The sequence below is a fragment of the Mycobacterium sp. genome (assembly GCF_032161845.1).
Taxonomy (GTDB): domain Bacteria; phylum Actinomycetota; class Actinomycetes; order Mycobacteriales; family Mycobacteriaceae; genus Mycobacterium.
The window spans coordinates 1-16416 of record NZ_JAVRQA010000040.1 but is presented as its reverse complement, the minus strand read 5'-3'; the positions used below and the strand labels follow the sequence as shown (position 1 = coordinate 16416).

General features: G+C 66.8%; 17 protein-coding genes and 1 pseudogene. 5 read left to right on the top strand and 13 right to left on the bottom strand.

The window, feature by feature from the left end; genetic code table 11:
• Positions 1–66, bottom strand: a pseudogene (locus QOD90_RS02665) (integration host factor, actinobacterial type); the annotation flags it as partial.
• Positions 67–585: 519 nt separating this feature from the next.
• Between QOD90_RS02665 and QOD90_RS02660 the strand changes: the two are divergent.
• The 3 genes from QOD90_RS02660 (at position 586) to QOD90_RS02650 (ending at position 2146) form a co-directional block, all read left to right on the top strand.
• Entirely contained in the window at positions 586–1146 is a 561-nt protein-coding gene (locus tag QOD90_RS02660; protein ID WP_526346398.1) for a hypothetical protein, read from the top strand.
• A 122-nt stretch (positions 1147–1268) separates the two neighbouring features.
• Positions 1269–1649 (top strand): DUF4345 family protein, encoded by a 381-nt coding sequence (locus QOD90_RS02655; protein WP_526346396.1) that lies wholly within the window; start codon positions 1269–1271, stop codon positions 1647–1649.
• A 137-nt stretch (positions 1650–1786) separates the two neighbouring features.
• Positions 1787–2146: a hypothetical protein gene (locus QOD90_RS02650; RefSeq protein WP_526346394.1), complete on the top strand. Its 360-nt coding sequence runs from the start codon at positions 1787–1789 to the stop codon at positions 2144–2146.
• Positions 2147–2209: 63 nt separating this feature from the next.
• Here QOD90_RS02650 and pyrF read toward each other — a convergent pair whose 3' ends face one another.
• From pyrF to pyrR, 7 genes are read right to left on the bottom strand one after another with little or no spacing between them, the layout of a single operon-like run.
• Complete coding sequence (gene pyrF, locus QOD90_RS02645) at positions 2210–3025, bottom strand: orotidine-5'-phosphate decarboxylase (RefSeq protein WP_526346392.1); 816 nt, start codon at positions 3023–3025, stop codon at positions 2210–2212.
• Entirely contained in the window at positions 3022–6369 is a 3348-nt protein-coding gene (gene carB, locus QOD90_RS02640; RefSeq protein WP_526346390.1) for a carbamoyl-phosphate synthase large subunit, read from the bottom strand. Before carB ends, pyrF begins: the two co-directional genes overlap by 4 nt.
• Complete coding sequence (gene carA / locus QOD90_RS02635) at positions 6369–7496, bottom strand: glutamine-hydrolyzing carbamoyl-phosphate synthase small subunit (RefSeq protein WP_526346388.1); 1128 nt, start codon at positions 7494–7496, stop codon at positions 6369–6371. The genes carB and carA overlap by 1 nt, the downstream gene beginning before the upstream one ends.
• Positions 7493–7993 (bottom strand): PH-like domain-containing protein, encoded by a 501-nt coding sequence (locus tag QOD90_RS02630; protein ID WP_526346386.1) that lies wholly within the window; start codon positions 7991–7993, stop codon positions 7493–7495. The genes carA and QOD90_RS02630 overlap by 4 nt, the downstream gene beginning before the upstream one ends.
• The gene (locus QOD90_RS02625) at positions 7990–9339 is read right to left on the bottom strand and encodes a dihydroorotase (RefSeq protein WP_526346384.1); all 1350 of its coding nucleotides are present in this window, start codon (positions 9337–9339) and stop codon (positions 7990–7992) included. The genes QOD90_RS02630 and QOD90_RS02625 overlap by 4 nt, the downstream gene beginning before the upstream one ends.
• Positions 9336–10295: an aspartate carbamoyltransferase catalytic subunit gene (locus tag QOD90_RS02620; RefSeq protein WP_526346382.1), complete on the bottom strand. Its 960-nt coding sequence runs from the start codon at positions 10293–10295 to the stop codon at positions 9336–9338. The genes QOD90_RS02625 and QOD90_RS02620 overlap by 4 nt, the downstream gene beginning before the upstream one ends.
• On the bottom strand, positions 10292–10864 hold the full coding sequence (pyrR, locus tag QOD90_RS02615; RefSeq protein WP_526346380.1) for a bifunctional pyr operon transcriptional regulator/uracil phosphoribosyltransferase PyrR: 573 nt from the start codon (positions 10862–10864) through the stop codon (positions 10292–10294). The genes QOD90_RS02620 and pyrR overlap by 4 nt, the downstream gene beginning before the upstream one ends.
• A gap of 114 nt (positions 10865–10978) precedes the next feature.
• Between pyrR and QOD90_RS02610 the strand changes: the two genes are divergently transcribed.
• Positions 10979–12187 carry a serine hydrolase domain-containing protein gene (locus QOD90_RS02610; protein WP_526346378.1) on the top strand — a complete coding sequence of 403 codons (1209 nt, stop codon included), beginning with the start codon at positions 10979–10981 and terminating at the stop codon, positions 12185–12187.
• 3 nt (positions 12188–12190) lie between these two features.
• Here QOD90_RS02610 and QOD90_RS02605 read toward each other — a convergent pair whose 3' ends face one another.
• A complete protein-coding gene (locus QOD90_RS02605; protein WP_526346376.1) occupies positions 12191–12493 on the bottom strand; it encodes an SDR family NAD(P)-dependent oxidoreductase in 303 nt (100 codons plus the stop codon).
• A 94-nt stretch (positions 12494–12587) separates the two neighbouring features.
• Positions 12588–13280, bottom strand: a complete 693-nt coding sequence (locus tag QOD90_RS02600) for an SDR family NAD(P)-dependent oxidoreductase (protein WP_526346374.1) — start codon at positions 13278–13280, stop codon at positions 12588–12590.
• Positions 13281–13359: 79 nt separating this feature from the next.
• Here QOD90_RS02600 and QOD90_RS02595 point away from each other — a divergent pair, with 79 nt between their 5' ends.
• The gene (locus tag QOD90_RS02595) at positions 13360–14583 is read left to right on the top strand and encodes an FAD-dependent oxidoreductase (protein WP_526346372.1); all 1224 of its coding nucleotides are present in this window, start codon (positions 13360–13362) and stop codon (positions 14581–14583) included.
• 1 nt (position 14584) lies between these two features.
• On the opposite strand, the gene QOD90_RS02590 is transcribed toward QOD90_RS02595, so the two are convergent.
• The 3 genes from QOD90_RS02590 to efp form a co-directional block, all read right to left on the bottom strand.
• On the bottom strand, positions 14585–15127 hold the full coding sequence (locus QOD90_RS02590; RefSeq protein WP_526346400.1) for a hypothetical protein: 543 nt from the start codon (positions 15125–15127) through the stop codon (positions 14585–14587).
• Positions 15128–15193: 66 nt separating this feature from the next.
• The gene (gene nusB, locus QOD90_RS02585; protein WP_526346370.1) at positions 15194–15670 is read right to left on the bottom strand and encodes a transcription antitermination factor NusB; all 477 of its coding nucleotides are present in this window, start codon (positions 15668–15670) and stop codon (positions 15194–15196) included.
• Between the two features lie 20 nt (positions 15671–15690).
• Positions 15691–16254, bottom strand: a complete 564-nt coding sequence (gene efp, locus QOD90_RS02580) for an elongation factor P (RefSeq protein WP_284227106.1) — start codon at positions 16252–16254, stop codon at positions 15691–15693.
• Between the last annotated feature and the right edge of the window lie 162 nt (positions 16255–16416).

Genomic DNA, 16416 nt, shown 5'->3' with positions numbered 1-16416 from the left:
ACGTGCGGCAGCAGCCTTCTCCAACGCTGCCGCGCGCTGTTCGTCGGTCAACTGGGGAAGGGCCACGGGTTCCTCCGTCTCTCGCCATCTTTGTACTGGCCATCATCTACTTGTGTCTTGACTGGTTGGAGAACCAGCCAGCGACGACGACCGTACCCACGGCCGCTGACGAAAGCTAACCCCACCCCCCGACTTACCGGGCCAAAAGCGCAGCGTGTAGGTCAATCGCCGGGATATGGCCAGAACCCCGGCGGTGCCCGGGTGGAGGTGGGTCACGACCTCGAAATGCCTGTACAACGACGTTTTCGTGCCATTTCGAGGCGCCGACGAGGGAGGCGGGGCGGCGACCAACTGAGCCAGGTGTCACCCAGGGACACCCATTTGATGAGAATTTCGCTGGTCATGGCGTCTCGGGCGTGTCGGCGACGCTGAACGGGACCACCGCGAGGGCACGCCCGCCACTTGAGTTGCGTCCGTCACGTACGCCACTCACACGTGGAGGAAAGCTCCCGCACAGGTTGCGTGCATAGCGTGCGGCAGTCGGGGTTGATCCCTCTCCAACGAAGCCTCGAAAGGAAAGATGCCATGCATCTCAAGCGCGCGACATGTGCGTCAGCCATCATCATCGGCGTTGGCCTCTCCACACTGACCGCAGGCGCCGGGCTTGCCGCAGCCCAGCCTGGCGGTCCGCCGTGCGGCCCGAACGTCCCATGCCAGGGCCAGGGCCAGGGCGGACCAGGCGGGCCTCGCGGTGGCGGGCCCGGCGGACCGCCGCCTCAACAGCAACAAGGCGACCGCGGCGGACCCGGAGGGCCTGGTGGTCCCGGCGACCGCGGCGGTCCCGGTGGTCCCGACGACCACGGTGGTCCCGGTGGTCCCGACGACCACGGCGGGCCCGGCGACCGCGGAGGGCCCGGCGGGCCTCAGTGGGGCGGACCGGACCCTCGCGGCGGGCCCGACTACCACGGTGGGCCTGGTGGCCCCGAATGGGGACCACCACCTCCCGACCTCGGCTGGCGTGGGATCGATCAGGGCCGGTTCGATCACCAGCCGTTCAACTACAACGGCAACTGGGTTCAGCCGATCTTCAACCAGGACTACAACAACTGGGGTTTCTGGTTCTTCGGAATCTGGATCCCGCTGTGACGGATTGATCGAGCTTGAAACTGAAGCGGCCGGTGGTGTCAACTCCACCGGCCGCTTCGCCATTGCGCACCCCGCACTTGACAACTACAGTGCGTAGTAGATACCTCGAAGGGGGCGCGACGATGCGACGGACGACCCAAGTGCTGGTAGCGCTCATCGGAATCGCGGTGGTCGGAATCGCGCTCGGGCACCTGATTCTCGGCGGTGCGGCCGTCATCGGCGGCAGCCCACTCAACGCGACCGCCGAGGGTGAGCATCGCTTCTTCGCAGCTCTGTTCCTCTGCTACGGCCTCGTCTTCCTTTGGTGTGTACCGGAAGTCGAGAACAAGCGGCGGCCACTGAATCTCCTCGCTGCGACGTTCTTGTTCGGCGGCGTGGCACGACTCGCGTCGATCGCCATCTCCGGTCCACCCAACGCGTTCTACTCGACAATGCTCGTCATCGAGCTTGCGGTGCCGTTCGTCCTCTTCTTCCTCACGTCCAGGTTGCCGCAATCCTCCTGAGAAAAAACGGTTTTCGTTTCGTTACAGAACGTACAGCGCGCGCCAATAGTCACCACAGTGGCGACCTAGTTCAGCCACTTAACGTCTTGGTAGTGAGGCGAACTCGCGCCCACCGAAGATTGAGTGGAGACACCCTGATGAGCTTCAAACGAGCCATGTACGCCTCGACCCTGGCCGCCGGAGTCGGCGTCGCGGGCTTGTTCGGCGTCGGCCTCGGCACGGCGTCAGCCAACCCCGGCCAGTGCAACACGCCAGGCCAGCCCCCCTGCGGGCAGGACCAGCACAACAACGGCCCCGGCAACAACTGGAACAACAATGGGCCAGGCAACAATGACCGGCACGACAACGGACCAGTCGACTGGCAAGGCCGCGGCGTCGACCAGGGCCGTCAGGACCATCAGCCGTTCAACTGGAACGGCCAGCAAGTCACGCCGATGCAGGCCGGAAACGGCGCGGGCTGGGGCTTCTGGTTCCTTGGCATGTGGATTCCGCTGTAAGCCAACACCTGACGAGACGGGCGGGTCACCGACAGCGGTGGCCCGCCGTCGTCGTTCCTGGAGTCAGTTGGCGAGATGAGCCACGGTGTCGCGCATGCGCTCCCCCGCCGCTCGAACGGCCGCGACGTCGGGGCCTGCCCGCAACACCTCTCGGGATGCCGCAGGGAGGAGCGTTCCCGGCGCCGCGCCGCCAAGTCCGCGAAGCGCGTCCGGTCGGCCGCCCTGCGCGCCCACCCCCGGCAAGAGCACCGGTCCGCCGACTGCGTCGAGATCGGGAACCTCGGCCAGAGTGGCGCCCACGACGACACCGATGGAACCCGAACCCGTGGTGCGGTTCTCGACACTCACGTCGTCGACGATCGACTGCGCAACCGTCCGACCGTCGACCACGGCGCGCTGCACGCTCGCACCCTCGGGGTTGGACGTCGCGGCAAGGACAAACACCCCTCGGTCGTTCGCGGCTGCCGTGTCGAGCAACGGCCGCAGCGACTCGAACCCCAGGTAGGGCGACGCCGTCACGGCGTCACACGCGAGCGGCGAATCGCCCACCCACGCGGTTGCATAGGCCGCCATGGTGCTGCCGATGTCACCGCGCTTGGCGTCGGCGAGTACCAGAACGCCTGCGTCACGCAATTCGGCGATCACCGTCTCGAGCACCGAATAGCCTGCCGCGCCGAAGCTCTCGAAGAACGCCACCTGGGGCTTGACGATGGCGAAGCCGGAGTACGCCTGCACGCACACGTCACAGAACGCAGTGAGTCCGTCGACGTCGACCGGCAGCCCCCATGCCGTCAGCAACTCGGGGTGCGGATCGATGCCGAGGCATAGCGGACCGCGGTCGGCCATCGCCGCGGCGAGCCGCTTCCCGAATCCGGTCACTGGGGTGCGCCAAGCCGACTGTGCAACTCCTGCAGCGAGAGCACGCCGATGTCGCCGCGGATACCAGCCTCGATGCCCTGCACGGCCGCCGAGGCGCCCTGCACCGTCGTCACGCACGGAATGTTCATCGCGACGGCCGCCGACCGGATCTCGTAGCCGTCGATCCGTGGACCGGAGTTGCCGTACGGCGTGTTGATCACCATGTCGACCCCACCTGCCCGGATGGCCTCTACCGCCGACATCGCGGGCCGGTCGGGGCTGGGTTCCTCGAAGTGCTTGCGCACCGTGTCACACGGTATGCCGTTGCGTCGCAACATCTCCGCCGTTCCCTCGGTGGCGAGAATCTTGAAGCCAAGGTCGGCCAGTCGCTTGACGGGGAACACCAGCGAACGCTTGTCGCGATTGGCCACCGACACGAACACCGTGCCCTCGGCGGGCAGGGAGCCGTACGCCGCGGTCTGACTCTTGGCGAAGGCCGTGCCGAAGTCACGGTCGATGCCCATCACCTCGCCCGTCGACTTCATCTCGGGGCCAAGCAACGAATCCACCTGGGAGCCATCCGCCTTGCGGAACCGGTTGAACGGCAGCACCGCCTCCTTCACGGCGATCGGCGCGTTCGGCGCCACGCTGGCGCCGTCGCCCGTGGCGGCCAGGACGCCCTCGTCCCGCAGCTGAGCAATCGTGGCGCCAAGCATGATCCGGGCACAGGCCTTCGCCAGCGGCACGGCCGTCGCCTTCGAGACGAACGGCACAGTCCGGCTCGCGCGCGGGTTGGCCTCCAGCACGTAGAGCACGTCGTCCTTCAACGCATACTGCACGTTCAACAGGCCGACAACGCCGATGCCGTGGGCGATGGCCTCGGTGGCGTGCCGTACCGCGGCGATGTCCTGGCGGCCCAGCGTGACGGGTGGCAGGGCGCACGCCGAGTCACCGGAGTGGATGCCGGCCTCCTCGATGTGCTCCATGACGCCGCCGATGTAGACCTCGGCGCCGTCGCACAGGGCGTCGACGTCGATCTCGATCGCATCCTCGAGGAAGCGGTCGACCAGCACCGGATGTTCTGGCGAGAGTTGAGTGGCGCGAGTGATGTAGCCACGCAGGGTTTCGTCGTCGTACACGATCTCCATGCCGCGACCGCCCAGCACGTATGACGGCCGCACCAGCACCGGGTAGCCGATGTCGGCGGCGATGCGCCTGGCCTGCTCGAAGCTCGTCGCCATGCCGAAGCGCGGTGCGGGCAGCCCGGCGTTCTTCAGCACCTCGCCGAACTCGCCGCGATCCTCGGCCAGATCGATCGCCTTCGGACTGGTGCCCACGATCGGCACCCCCGCGTCGGCGAGACGCTGAGCGAGGCCAAGTGGAGTCTGCCCACCGAGCTGTACGATGACGCCGACCACACCGGGACCTCCTGCCCCGGAGGCGGATTCGGCGTGGTACACCTCGAGGACGTCTTCGAACGTCAGCGGCTCGAAGTACAACCTGTCGGCGGTGTCATAGTCGGTCGACACCGTCTCCGGGTTGCAGTTGACCATGACGGTCTCGAAGCCGACCTCGCTGAGCGTCGTCGCCGCGTGCACGCAGCTGTAGTCGAACTCGATGCCCTGGCCGATCCGGTTGGGCCCCGATCCGAGGATCAGCACCTTCGGCTTCTCGGTCTGCGGCGCGACCTCGGTCTCGGCCGCGGGATCGAACTCGTAGCTGCTGTAGTGATAGGGAGTCTTGGCCTCGAACTCCGCGGCGCACGTGTCCACCGTCTTGTAGACGGGGTGGATCCCCAGCCGTCGGCGCAACGTCCGGACGCCGTCCTCACCCGCCAGTTCGGGTCGCAGCGATGCGATTTGGCGATCTGAGAGACCGTTGTGCTTGGCGGTGCGCAGCAGTCCCTCGTCGAGAACGGCGGCGCCGCGGAGCTCGGTCCAGAGGGTGACCAAACCGGCGATCTGGTCGACGAACCACGGGTCGACGCCCGATGCCTCGGCCACCTGCTCGACCGTTCCGCCCTGGCGCAGCGCCTGCTCGATGTCGTACAGCCGGCCATCGGTCGGCGTCCTGAGCCTCGTCAGAAGCTCGTCCACTGACAACTCTGGGTCCTCGCCCGTCCAGAATCCTCCGCGACCCGGGGTCTCGAGGGAGCGCATCACCTTGCCGAGCGCTTCGATGAAGTTGCGGCCCAACGACATCGCTTCACCGACCGACTTCATCGTCGTGGTCAGCGTGGGGTCGGCCCCTGGAAACTTCTCGAACGCGAACCGCGGGGCCTTGACGACGACGTAGTCGAGCGTCGGCTCGAAGCAGGCCGGCGTTTCCTTGGTGATGTCGTTGACGATCTCGTCGAGGGTGTAGCCGATGGCGAGCTTGGCGGCGATCTTGGCGATCGGGAAGCCGGTGGCCTTCGACGCCAGCGCGCTGGAGCGCGAGACCCGCGGGTTCATCTCGATGACGACGAGCCTGCCGTCGGCCGGGTCGATCGCGAACTGGATGTTGCAGCCACCCGTGTCGACGCCGACCTCGCGCAGGATCGCGATGCCGAGATCACGCATCTTCTGGTACTCGCGGTCGGTCAGCGTCATGGCGGGTGCGACGGTGACCGAGTCACCGGTGTGCACGCCCATCGGATCGAAGTTCTCGATCGAACAGACGATCACCACGTTGTCGCGGTGATCACGCATGAGCTCCAGCTCGAATTCCTTCCACCCGAAGATGGATTCCTCGATCAGCACGTTGGCACTCGGCGACGCGGCGAGCCCGTCACCGGCCATCCGCTCGACGTCGTCGGCGCTATGTGCCATCCCGGAACCGAGCCCGCCCATCGTGAAGGACGGCCGGACCACCACGGGCAGCCCGAGTTCTTCGACCGTCTCGCGGACTTCGTCCATCGTGAAGCAGACCCGCGACTTGGCCGACTCACCACCGACCTTCGCGACGATGTCCTTGAACTTCTGCCTGTCCTCGCCGCGCTGGATGGCCTCGAAGTCCGCGCCGATCATCTCGACGCCGTACTTCTCGAGCACACCGCCCTCGTGGAGTGCGACGGCGGTATTCAGCGCCGTCTGTCCACCGAGCGTGGCCAGCACCGCGTCAATCTTGTTGCCGCGCTCGGCCTGCTGCGCGAAGATCTTCTCGACGAACGCCGCCGTGATGGGCTCGATGTAGGTGTTGTCGGCGTATTCGGGATCGGTCATGATCGTCGCCGGATTGGAGTTCACCAAACTGACCTGCAGGCCCTCCTCGCGCAGCACGCGGCAGGCCTGGGTGCCCGAGTAGTCGAACTCACAGGCCTGGCCGATCACGATCGGCCCCGATCCGATCACCAACACGTGGTTGAGATCTTCGCGACGCGGCATTAGCGCCCCTCCCCTGCCATCAGATCGACGAACTGGTCGAACAGGTACTCGGCATCATGTGGCCCTGCCGCCGACTCGGGATGGTATTGCACCGAGAACGCCCTTCCATCAAGCAGTTTGATGCCCTCGACGACCCCGTCATTGGCACAGGTGTGGCTGACCACGGCACGACCGAACGGGGTGTCGAACTGCTCGCCGGCTTCGCCCTCGAGGGCGAAGCCGTGATTCTGTGCCGTGATCGCGACCCGGCCAGTGAGGTGATCGATGACCGGAACGTTGATCCCGCGGTGACCGAAGGCCATCTTGTAGGTCGAGCGACCAAGGGCTCGGCCAAGGATCTGATTTCCGAAGCAGATGCCGAGGAGCGGGATGCCTGCCTCGAGTACCTGTCGCGTCACCTCCACCACGTGATCGGCAGTAGCCGGGTCACCGGGACCATTGGAGAGGAACACGCCGTCGGGTTCGAGTGCGGCGAGCTGGTCGAAACTCGTGCTCGAGGGAAGTACGTGGCTTCGGATGCCCCGCTGAGCAAAGTTCCGCGGCGTGTTGGTCTTGATACCGAGGTCGAGGGCGGCGACCGTGAACCGTTGCGCGCCATCGGGTTCGACGACGTACGCGGATTCGGTACTCACCTCGCCCGCAAGGTCGGCGCCCAACATCGACGGTTGGCTCCGCACTCTGGCCAGCAACTCCTCGACCCCAGCCAGCGCGTCGCCGGAGAAGACGCCCGCCTTCATCGACCCTGCGGTGCGCAGGTGCCGGACGACGGCGCGGGTGTCGATGCCGGCGATCCCGACGATGCCCTGGCGGATCAACTCGTCGTCGAGTGTTCCCGTGGCACGCCAGTTCGAGGCGCGCGGCGACGGATCCCGCACGGCGTAACCAGCGACCCAGATCTTGTCGCCGCGACTCTCGCCGTCCTCACCGTTCCAGCCCGTATTCCCGATCTGCGGCGCGGTGGCGACGACGATCTGGCGATGGTAGCTGGGGTCGGTCAAAGTCTCCTGGTAGCCGGACATCCCGGTGGAGAACACCGCCTCACCCAACGTCTGCCCGACGGCGCCGAAGGTGGTGCCGGTGAACACTCGGCCGTCGTCGAGGACCAATACGGCCTTCGCGCCTGTCATGCGACCTCCCCGGTCCAGTTGGCCAGTTCGCGGCGGTCATCGCCGCGGAATCCGGTGTCGATCTCGGTGCCCGACGGCAACTTCCAACGAATCGCCAGGATGCCGTCGTGCGTCAAGGCCTTGCCCGCGATGCCCCGCTCGGTCCGGATCGCGGTGATCGACTCATCGGGAATCCAGATCGGCCCGGCACCCGTGCGCTGCAACATGATTCCCTCGGGGTAACGGGTCAGGACCGCCTTGGCCCGGAAGCCGAGATCCCCGACGGCGATGCGGTCCTGCCAGCTCGGCGCGATCGTGCTGCCGACGTACAAACCCTTGGTGGCGCCGATGATCGCAGGCCCGACGGTGTCGGGCAGCGGAGGCAGCGAGCCGATCAACTCCGCCTGGCGCTGCGCGCGATGCAGCCAGCCCCGCAGCATCTGCCGGATGAAGAAGGCGATCAGCAGGGCCAGCAGGGCGGCCATGATCAATGACGCGATCAGCGTGGGAGTGTTCATGCGGGAGACTTCCCGTCCCGCGCGGTGACCTTGCCGCGCAACAACGTCAACGTCACCGCGGCGGGCAGGGTCATCGCCTCGTACGGCGTGTTGTCCGACCGGCTCGCCAGGTCGGCGCCGCTCACGGTCCACGTCACGTCGGGGTCGACGACGGTCAGGTTGGCCGGCTCGCCGACTTCCAACGGCCTGCCCTGGTCCGGCAGTCCGACGATGGCAGCGGGCGCCTCGCTCATCACACGTGCCACGTCGCGCCAGTTCATCAGGCCCGTCTGCACCATGGTCTCGACGACCACCGACAGAGCGGTCTGGAGGCCGAGCATGCCGGGCCGGGCGACCGCGAACTCGCACATCTTCTCGTGCTCCGCGTGCGGCGCATGATCCGTCGCCACGCAGTCGATGACACCGTCGGCCAGCGCCTGCCGCAGTGCCAGCGCATCGCTGCCCTCACGCAGCGGCGGGTTGACCCGGTTGCGACCGTCGTAGGACTCCAGTCGCGAATCGTCGAGCAGTAGGTGGTGCGGCGTCACCTCGGCGGTGATCGAAATGCCTTGCTCCTTGGCCCATCTCACCAGCTCTACGGTGCCCGCCGTGGAGGCGTGGCAGATGTGGACGCGCGCGCCGGCGTCACGCGCGAGGATGGCGTCGCGCGCGACGATCGACTCCTCCGCGGACCGTGGCCAGCCTGCCAACCCGAGTCGGGCCGCGTTCGGGCCCTCGTGTGCGACGGCGTCCACCGTCAACCGCGGCTCCTCGGCGTGCTGGGCGATGAGCACCCCGATCCCGCTGGCGTACTCAAGCGCCCGCCGCATGACCAGCGGGTCGTGCACGCAAATGCCGTCGTCGGAGAACATCCGCACGCGGCCCACCCCGGCGGCCATCAGGCCCATCTCGGTGAGTTGGGTGCCCTTGAGCCCGACGGTCACCGCGCCGACCGGATGCACGTCCACCAGGCCGACCTGCTGGCCCCGGTGCCAGACGTGATCGGTGACCACTGGACTGTCGGCGACGGGGTCCGTGTTCGCCATCGCGAATACGGCCGTAAAGCCGCCGAGAGCTGCTGCGGCCGAACCGGTCTCGATGTCCTCGGCGTATTCGCGACCAGGTTCGCGGAGGTGGGTGTGCAAATCGACGAAACCGGGCAGCAGAATCTTGCCGTCCGCGTCGATCACGTCGGCGTCGTCGGGCGCACTGAGATCGGCTCCGATCGCGGCGATCTGGCCGTCGTCGATCAGCACGTCGACCGCGTCACCCTCGCCGTAGAGCAGCACCCCCTTGATGAGGATCGGCGCTGGGGGTCCCCCCGCTTGCGGGAGAGAGCGTAGCGACCCGGGAATGTGTTTCGTCATGCGTTCACCCCTACCGCCTCTGAGCCCGCGCCGACGAGCAGATGGAACAGCACCGCCATCCGGACGTGCACTCCGTTGGAAACCTGTTGCAGCACCGCCGATTGCGACGAGTCGGCCACCGACGAGGCGATCTCCATGCCGCGAAGCATCGGTCCGGGATGCAGGACCACTGCGTGTCCGGCGAGCGTGGCCGACCGCTTCTCGGAGAGCCCGTAGAGCACCGAGTACTCCCTGGCCGACGGGAAGAAGCCGCCGTTCATCCGCTCGGCCTGCACGCGCAGCATGAGCACCGCGTCGGCAGCGGGCAGTTCGGCGTCGAGGTCGTGCGACACCGTGACCGGCCACGTCGATACGCCGGTCGGCAGCAGGGTCGGCGGCGCGACGAGCACCACCTCGGCGCCGAGCGTAGCCAGCAACAACACGTTCGAGCGGGCCACCCGACTGTGCAGCACGTCACCAACGATCACGACGCGCCTACCGTCGACCGACCCAAGTCGCTGACGGATGGTCAGCGCGTCCAGCAGTGCCTGCGTGGGGTGTTCGTGCGTGCCGTCACCGGCATTGATCACGCTGGGGCCGCCTTCGATGCCCTCACGTGTCCACTCCGCAAGCTGTTGTGCCGCACCGGACGCCGGGTGTCTGATGATGAGTGCATCGGCACCCGCGGCACGCAGGGTGAGCGCGGTGTCGCGCAACGACTCGCCCTTGGCCACCGACGATCCGGACGAGCTGACGTTGATGACGTCGGCGCTCATCCACTTGCCAGCGACCTCGAACGAGACCCTGGTTCTCGTCGAGTTCTCGTAGAACATCGTGATGACGGTGCGGCCGCGCAGCGTCGGCAGCTTCTTGACCTCGCGGCCGAGGAGCGCCTGGCTGAACCGGTCGGCGTCGTCGAGGATCGCGGTCGCCTCGTCACGGGACAGGTCGGCCGCCGACAGTAGGTGTCTGCTCATCTCTTGGGCCCTCCGTGCGAAGCGATCAGCACACCGTCGCGACCGTCGTGTTCGGTCAACAGAACCTTGATGTTGTCGTTGCGGGACGTTGGCACGTTCTTGCCGACGTAGTCGGCGCGAAAGGGCAGTTCGCGATGTCCGCGGTCGACCAGCGCCGCGAGCTGCACCGCGCGGGGCCTTCCGACGTCACGCAGCGCGTCGAGCGCCGCGCGCACGGTGCGGCCGGAGTACAGCACGTCGTCGACCAGCACGACCACGGCGTCGTCGATGCCGCCTTCGGGAATCGACGTGTCCTCCAGCGGGCGGGGCGGCTTGAAGTTGAGATCGTCGCGGTAGAGCGTGACGTCCAACGAGCCCGCGGGGACGATCACCGACGAGAACTCGGTGATGTTGTGCGCGAGCCGCGTGGCCAGCGTGACGCCCCGGGTCGGAATGCCGAGAAGGATGACGCGTGGCGCGTCAGCCCCGTCGAGGGCGGTCTTCTCGATGATTTGGTGAGCGATGCGGGAGACGGTCCGGCTCACATCTGCGGCGGACATCAATTCCCGGTCGGGGCTGGGTGCAGCCATGGTTGACCCGGACCTCCTTCTCCGCCTCTCGGGACGGATCGTTAAAGGACGTCGAACTTCCGCGGCAGCTTAACACCCGCCTCCCGGCACGATCCCGCTGACTAAGCTGGCCCGGTGAATCTCGACGGTAACCAGGCGTCCATTCGCGAGGCGATCGATGCGGGCCTCTTGGCGGGCGCCGTCACGATGGTGTGGCAGGCGGGCAAGGTCCTGCAGGTCAACGAACTCGGCCACCGGGACGTGCACGCCGGGCTGCCGATGCAGCGCGACACGATCTTCCGGATCGCATCGATGAGCAAACCGGTGACGGTCGCCGCGGCAATGTCGATGACCGAGGAACGCGCGTTCGCGCTGACCGATCCGGTGGCGCAGTGGCTGCCCGAGCTCGCCGACCTCCGGGTGCTGGCCGACCCGTCGGGGCCGCTGGAGGCGACCGTTCCCCTGCGTCGGCCGATCACCTTCGACGACCTGATGACGCACCGGAGCGGTCTCGCCTACGCCTTCTCGGTTGGCCCTCCGCTGAGCCGGGCCTACGGCAAGTTGATGTTCCGCCAAGACCAAGACCGCTGGCTGGCTGAATTGGCGAAGCTGCCGCTTGCCCACCAACCGGGCGAACGCCTCACCTACAGCCATGCCACCGACGTGCTTGGCATCGCCCTGTCCAGGATCGAGGGCAAACCGCTGGCCGAGGTGCTCGCGGCGCGCATTCTGGACCCACTCGGCATGTCCGACACCGGTTTCGCGGTGAGTCACGAAGGTCGCAGGCGGGCGGCCACCATGTACCAGCTCGACGAGAACGGCGCCCTGCGTGACGACGTGATGGGCCCGGCGCCGGTAGTCCTGCCAACGTTCTGCACCGGTGGGGCGGGGTTGTGGTCGACCGCCGACGACTATCTCGCGTTCGCGCGCATGCTGCTCGAGGGCGGCTCCGTGGACGGTGTCAGGGTGCTTTCGCCGGAGTCGGTGCAGTTGATGCGGACCGACCGGCTGACCGATCAGCAGAAGGCGTTTCCCTTTCTGGGAATGCCGTTCTGGCAGGGTCGCGGCTTTGGCCTGAACCTGTCCGTCGTGACCGATGCCGCACGGTCGCGTCAGTTGTACGGCCCCGGCGGACTCGGGACCTTCAGTTGGCCCGGCGCCTACGGCACGTGGTGGCAGGCCGATCCTTCGGCTGATCTCATCGTGATGTACCTCATCCAGAACCTCCCCGACCTCAGTTCGGATGCGGCGGCCGCCGCGGTGGCGGGCAACACGTCGCTGGCCAAGCTGCAGGCCGCACAGCCAAGATTCGTCCGCCGGACCTATCAGGCTCTCGAGCTCTAGGGATCATGCCGACGCGCGCAGAGCGGATTCCTCGGCACGCACGACGGTGTCGATCCGACCGAATCTCGCCAGCACCCGCTCGGTGATCCGGCTCCACTGGCGCTGGTCGTCGACGTCACCGGCGATGGCCAGCACCCGCTCGGCGGGGTAACCGTGCATCACCCTGACCACGTCGCCCGGGTGCCGGGCGACGACCGCGACGCGGCGTCCGTCGGCCAATAGGCCGCTCGCCAACCGGTAGCCGGCATCGGTGTCGCCGTCCAGCACGATGACGACAGTGCTTGCAGTGGAGGCTGTCTCGTTCATGACGTTAGTCAACGCTCGCGACCTTGGCGCCCGATGTGGGTGGGCTAGGCGATGCCCAAGAACTCAGTCGTCGGGGTCCCACAACACGTCATCGTCACCACGCCACGATCTGGTCCTGGTAGTCGAGGAACTGGAGGCCGCCCTCGCCTGCGTGAGCGACGATGGTGTCGACCACACCGGGAATGCTGTCGTCCACCGTCAGCTTGGCGTCGTCACCTCCGAGTTCGGTCTTCACGTGACCGGGGTTGATCAGGAGCAGCGTTCGCGGATCATCGGCGTGCCGGGCGGCGTAGCTGCGAAACAACTGATTGAGCGCCGACTTGCTGGCTCGGTAGACCTCGTGGCCACCTCTGGTGTTCTGCGAGACGCTGCCCTGCCGGGACGACATGATGCCGATGGTTCCCGAATCGGGCACCAGATCCTGCAGCGACTCGACGACGCGCAGCGGGCTGAGCGCATTGGTGACCATGACCTCGGTGAAGCTGTCGGTGCTGACGTCGGCGACGGGGACGTCACCGTGGGTGATGGCGGCGTTGACGAAGAGGAGGTCCAGGCTCCTGCCGGAGAGCCGGTCATGCAGCGCGGCGACCTGCTCGGGCACGGTCATGTCGAGAACCTCGATCTCGAGTCGCTCGTGTGCGTCCAGCTCGTGCAGCGCCGTTCGGCTCCCGCCACGCACGGTGGCGATGACCCGCCAGCCGCGCCGGAGGAATTCAGCCGCCATGGCGAGTCCGAGACCCTTCGACGCTCCGACGATGAGGGCTGTCTCTGGTTCGTTGTCCGTCATCCCTCGGTCAGCAATCTGCGTCCCCGCTTTCATCCCCATCGACGTTGTTCTCAGAATGCGTATGTCATACGCTTAGCCTATGACACAGCCGACCGTACTCATCAGCGGCGCCGGAATCGCGGGTCCCGCGCTGGCCTTCTGGCTGTCGAGGAACGGTTATCACGTGGTCGTCGTCGAGTTGGCCCCTGGTATCCGGCCGGGAGGCCAGACCGTCGACTTGCGCGGCGCGGGTGCCGACGTGATGCAACGGATGGGCCTGCTCGAGGACGCGAAGCGCCGTTCGATGGACCAGCGAGGCATCGCGTGGGTGCGATCGGATGGAACGCGACGCACCGAGATGCCGGTCGAGGCGTTCGACGGCAACGGCGTGGTGTCCAAGCTGGAGATCCTGCGGGGCGACCTGGTCGACGTGCTGTACGAGGCCACCAAGGACGACGTCGAATACCGCTTCGGCACCGGCATCACTGACCTGGTGGCCGACGACGACGGCGTCGTCGCGATGCTGTCGGACGGCACACGGCTCGCCGCCGGCCTCGTCGTCGGCGCCGACGGACCGCACTCGGCGGTGCGCCGGCTGACCTTCGGCCCAGAGGAGCGGTTCGTCAAGCCGCTCGGCGGATATCACGCCTGGTTCACCGCGCCCGACCCGGTCGGGCTCGACGGCTGGTACCTGATGTATCAGAGCGCAGGTGGCCTGAACGCCTCGATGCGCCCGTCGCATGATCCGTCGATCGCCAAGGCGGGCTTGGCCTTTCGGTCCGAGCCGCTGGACTATGACCGGCGCGACCTCGATGCCCAGCGCCAACTGCTCGTCGACCGGTTCACGGGCGCGGGGTGGCAGTCCGATGCGCTGCTGGCCGCCGCCGCGAACGCCGACGACTTCTACTTCGACGCCTTCGCCCAGGTGCACATGGACTCGTTGTCGTCAGGCCGGGTGACCCTCGTCGGCGACGCGGGTTACTGTGCATCACCCCTGACCGGGATGGGAACCAGCCTCGCGCTCGTCGGGTCCTACCTGCTGGCGGGTGAATTGGGTTCCGCTGCAGAGACTTTGACCGCCGATCAGGTCGACCACGCGCTGACCCGCTACGGCGAACGGATGTCTCCCTTCATCGAAAGGTGCCAAGCCCTGCCCGCAGGCATCGGCGGGTACGCGCCGATGTCGAACTCCGACATCGTGATCACGGCGCTGGTGATGAAGTGGATGCAACGCTGGCCGTTTCGCTCGTTCGCCGCCAAGAAGTTCTTTGCCACGGCCGACTCGATCGAACTCCCGGACTACGACCTCGCGTCGGCCGAGTGAGTCACATCGAGTGCGACAGCACCCGGCCGAACTGAAGCAACCGCTGCATCTGCGCCAACCCGCCGTTGTCGACGGTCTTGGTGTAGCGGAACGACTCGCAGAACAGGTCGGTGTCGACGGCGGACTTCTGCCGCGTGCGCGTCAGCAGCTGGGTGTACATCCTCAGCCGGACCTCGGCGAGCCTGCGGGTGCCGTCGGCGAGGACCTCGAACTCGGTGGTCAGGATGTGATCGGTGATCGTGGACAGCAGGATCGTCCTTACCGAGGCGTCCAGCAGACGCCGCGGCTCCCGCCCCTCCTCCGTCGACAGCTCGTCGTCGGACCGCCACATGATGAGGCGACGGCCGTCGGTCAACAGGACCTCCTGCCAGACGGCCTCACCCCAGGCGTCCTCGCTCGCGCCGCGGGACATGATGAACGACTTGATCGTCGAGAAGTCGACCAGCGCCCGCAATTGGTCCAGCGCCATCTCGGGGTCCCGCAGGTAGACCCTGGCAGCCTCTTCGAGGGTGCTGTAGGGAGCCCAGTCCTGCGGCACCGCCATCAGCGCTGCCCGCTCTTCGCGCAAGCGCTCATCGGTGCTGCCCGCTCTTCGCGCAAGCGCTCATCGTCAAACCTCTGGCGTGCCCCGGACGGCTGCCGCGGCAGCGCGAATCTGCGGGGTCACCAACATCACCTGGCCGAGAACGCCGTTGACGAACCCCGGCGACTCATCTGTCGAGAGGCTCTTGGCCAGTTCCACCGCCTCGTCGACAGCGACCGGCCCTGGAACGTCGTCGGCGTGCAGCAGCTCCCACACCGCGACCCGCAGCACCGCCCGATCGACGGCGGGCAACCGTTCGAGCGTCCAGCCCTGTAGGTGAGCGGAGATCAGATCGTCGATGTGCGCGGCGTGCTCGGTGACGCCGCGTGCGACCGTGACTGTGTAGGGGTTCAAGGTGGACACCTCGGAGTCCCCCTCAGCGAGCGTGGTCCTGCCGTCGGCGATCTCGGCGGGGGTCAGCCCGCGCGCCTCCGCCTCGAAGAGCAGATCGACGGCACGCTTGCGCGCTTGATGGCGGCCGCGATCCCCGCGACGGTCAGGCATCGCGCCCGACCACCATGCCGTCAGGCATTGACACGACCGAGGTAACTGCCATCGCGGGAGTCCACCTTGAGCTTGTCCCCGGTGTTGATGAACAGCGGCACGTTGATCTGCGCACCCGTCTCCATGGTGGCGGGCTTGGTGCCAGCGCTGGAGCGATCGCCCTGCAGCCCGGGGTCGGTGTGGGACACGATCAACTCGACCGTCACCGGCAACTCCAGGTACAGCGGCGCACCCTCGCTGAACGCCACCTGGACCGGCATGCCCTCGAGGAGGTAGTTGGCCGCGTCGCCGACGAGGGACTCCGGGAGCGGATGCTGCTCGAAGTCCTGGGCGTCCATGAAGACGAAGTCGCTGCCATCGCGGTACAGGTAGGTGGTGTCGCGACGGTCGACGGTGGCGGTCTCGACCTTCACGCCGGCGTTGTACGTCTTGTCGACGACCTTGCCGGACAACACGTTCTTGAGCTTGGTTCGCACGAAGGCGGGGCCCTTGCCCGGCTTGACGTGCTGGAACTCGGTGATCTGCCACAACTGGCCGTCGATCTGCAGGACGAGCCCATTCTTGAAGTCGGCGGTCGATGCCACGGGGGTACTACTCCTAGCCTTTAAAGAATCGCCAGTTCCTTGGGGAACCCGGTAAAGAAGATGATTTCTCTGGCCAGCGCATTTACGACACTCCCCAAGATAACCCACTCAGTACAGCGCTGTATGCCAAGATAACTGGTGTGACGAAGCGTTTGCCAGGTT